This is a genomic window from Actinosynnema sp., from assembly GCF_052038725.1.
Map to the genome: position 1 here is coordinate 1 of NZ_JBQGCX010000544.1, position 1,818 is coordinate 1,818.

Below are 1,818 nucleotides of genomic sequence, written 5' to 3' on the forward strand. Positions count from 1 at the left end.
TCGGTGCGGAGGTCGGCGGTCGTTGTCAGGGGTGAGGCGGAGGATGCGGAGGGCGTGGACGCAGGGGACGCGGAGGACGTGGGAGAGGCGGGAGAGGCGGGAGAGGTCGGGGACGGCGTGCCTGGCATGTGCGTGCTCCTCGGGGGACTCGTCGGCGCTGGGCGTCGGCTTGAGCGGATCGGCCCGCGTGGGACCGCCGGTCACCGGACAGGTAACCGGTCGGTTAGATAACCGCTTGGTTAGTCAACACCGGGGGGCGGGGTGGGGTCAAGGGGAGTTCACATCACTCGTTCAGGTGGATAAATCGGACACCGGGGGCGCGACGACCGGCAGGATGGGCGGGACCGAAGCGCGGCGGAGCGCCGGGAGGACAGCGGATGGGCACCGAGCCGGAACTGGTCGAGTCGACCCCGACGACGACCGCGGTGGTGCGCGGGGTGATCGGGTTCGCCGAGGTGCGCGACTTCTTCGACACCTCGTTCCAGCAGCTCGGGCGGGTGCTGGCCGAGCGGGGCGTCACGCTGGCCGGGGCGGCGTTCGGGCCGCACCGGGACGCGAGCACGCACGGGCGGGAAGGCGTGCTGGCGCTGGAGGTCGGGTTCCCGGTCGACTCCGGGATCGTGGCGGAGGGGGACGTCGTGCCGGGCGAACTGCCGGGCGGGCGGGTCGCGCGGCTCACGCACGTCGGGGCGTTCGACGGGCTGGAGGAGTCCTGGAAGCGGTTGGCCTCGTGGATCGGGGCGCGCGGGTTGAGCCCCTCGACCACCCGGCGGGAGGTGTGCACCACCGAGCCTTCGCCGGATGGGGACCCCGCCGAGCAGCGGACCGGGCGGCAAACCGGACAGCGGACGGGCGGCGGACGGCCGTGGCGTTGACAACCGAACGGTGAAAATGTTCGATTGAACGCGGAAACAGTTCAGACGTGAGGGGGACGTCCATGCGGGTCGGCATCACGATCCTGCCGGAGCACCGGTGGGCCGAGGCGCGGCCCAGGTGGGTGGCGGCCGAGGAGTACGGGTTCGACCACGCCTGGACGTTCGACCACCTGGCCTGGGGCAGGTTGGCCGACCACGCCTGGTACGCCTCGGTGCCGACGCTGGCGCTGGCCGCCGAGGCGACCTCGCGGATCAGGCTCGGCCTGCTGGTGGCCTCGCCGAACTTCCGCCACCCGGTGCCGTTCACCCGCGACGTGACCACGCTGGACGAGGTGTCCGACGGCCGGTTCACCCTGGGCGTCGGGGCGGGCGGCATGGGCGGGTACGACGCGAACGTCCTGGGCGCGCCCGCGGCGAGCCCGCACCGGCGGTTCGCCGAGTTCCTGGAGCTGCTGGACCGCCTGCTCACCACCGACCGGGTCGACCACGCCGGTGAGCACTACGCGGCGGTGGGCGCGCGGAACGTGCCCGGCTGCGTCCAGCGGCCCCGGCCGCCGTTCGTGGTGGCGGCCAACGGCCCGAAGGGGATGCGGCTGGCGGCCCGGTTCGGGCGGGGCTGGGTGACCACCGGGCTGCCGAACGACGACCTGGCGGGCTGGTGGGACTCGCTGCGCGAGCTGTCCGGGCGGCTGGACGACGTGCTCGACGCGGCCGGGCTGCCGCGCGACCACCTGGAGCGGCACCTGCAGAGCGACATGGCGCCGGTGCTGTCGACCTCCAGCGTCGAGTGCTACCGGGACTTCGTCGGCCGGGCGGGCGAGCTGGGGTTCACGGACCTGGCCGCGCCGTGGCCGCGCGACGAGGGCGTGTTCGCCGGTGACGAGTCGGTGGTCGAGGCGATCGCGGCCGAGGTGCTGCCCGGCCTGAGGGCCGACCGGCGCTG

Annotated in this window: 3 protein-coding genes; 2 read left to right on the forward strand and 1 reads right to left on the reverse strand. The window is 73.8% G+C overall.

The window, feature by feature from the left end; translation table 11 throughout:
- Nucleotides 1-204, reverse strand: a 204-nt coding sequence (locus tag ACTUAL_RS10965) for a hypothetical protein (protein WP_440900173.1), incomplete at its 3' end; no start/stop codon positions are given.
- Nucleotides 205-377: 173 nt separating this feature from the next.
- Between ACTUAL_RS10965 and ACTUAL_RS10970 the strand changes: the two genes are divergently transcribed.
- Nucleotides 378-875, forward strand: coding sequence for a GyrI-like domain-containing protein (locus tag ACTUAL_RS10970; RefSeq protein WP_440900174.1), 498 nt, complete (start codon nt 378-380; stop codon nt 873-875).
- 62 nt (nt 876-937) lie between these two features.
- Nucleotides 938-1,818, forward strand: an 881-nt coding sequence (locus tag ACTUAL_RS10975) for an LLM class flavin-dependent oxidoreductase (RefSeq protein ID WP_096496803.1), incomplete at its 3' end; no start/stop codon positions are given.

Coding starts and splice junctions, on each gene's coding strand:
- ACTUAL_RS10970 (WP_440900174.1), top strand. CDS start 378: ATGGGCACCGAGCCGGAACTGGTCGAGTCGACCCCGACGACGACCGCG.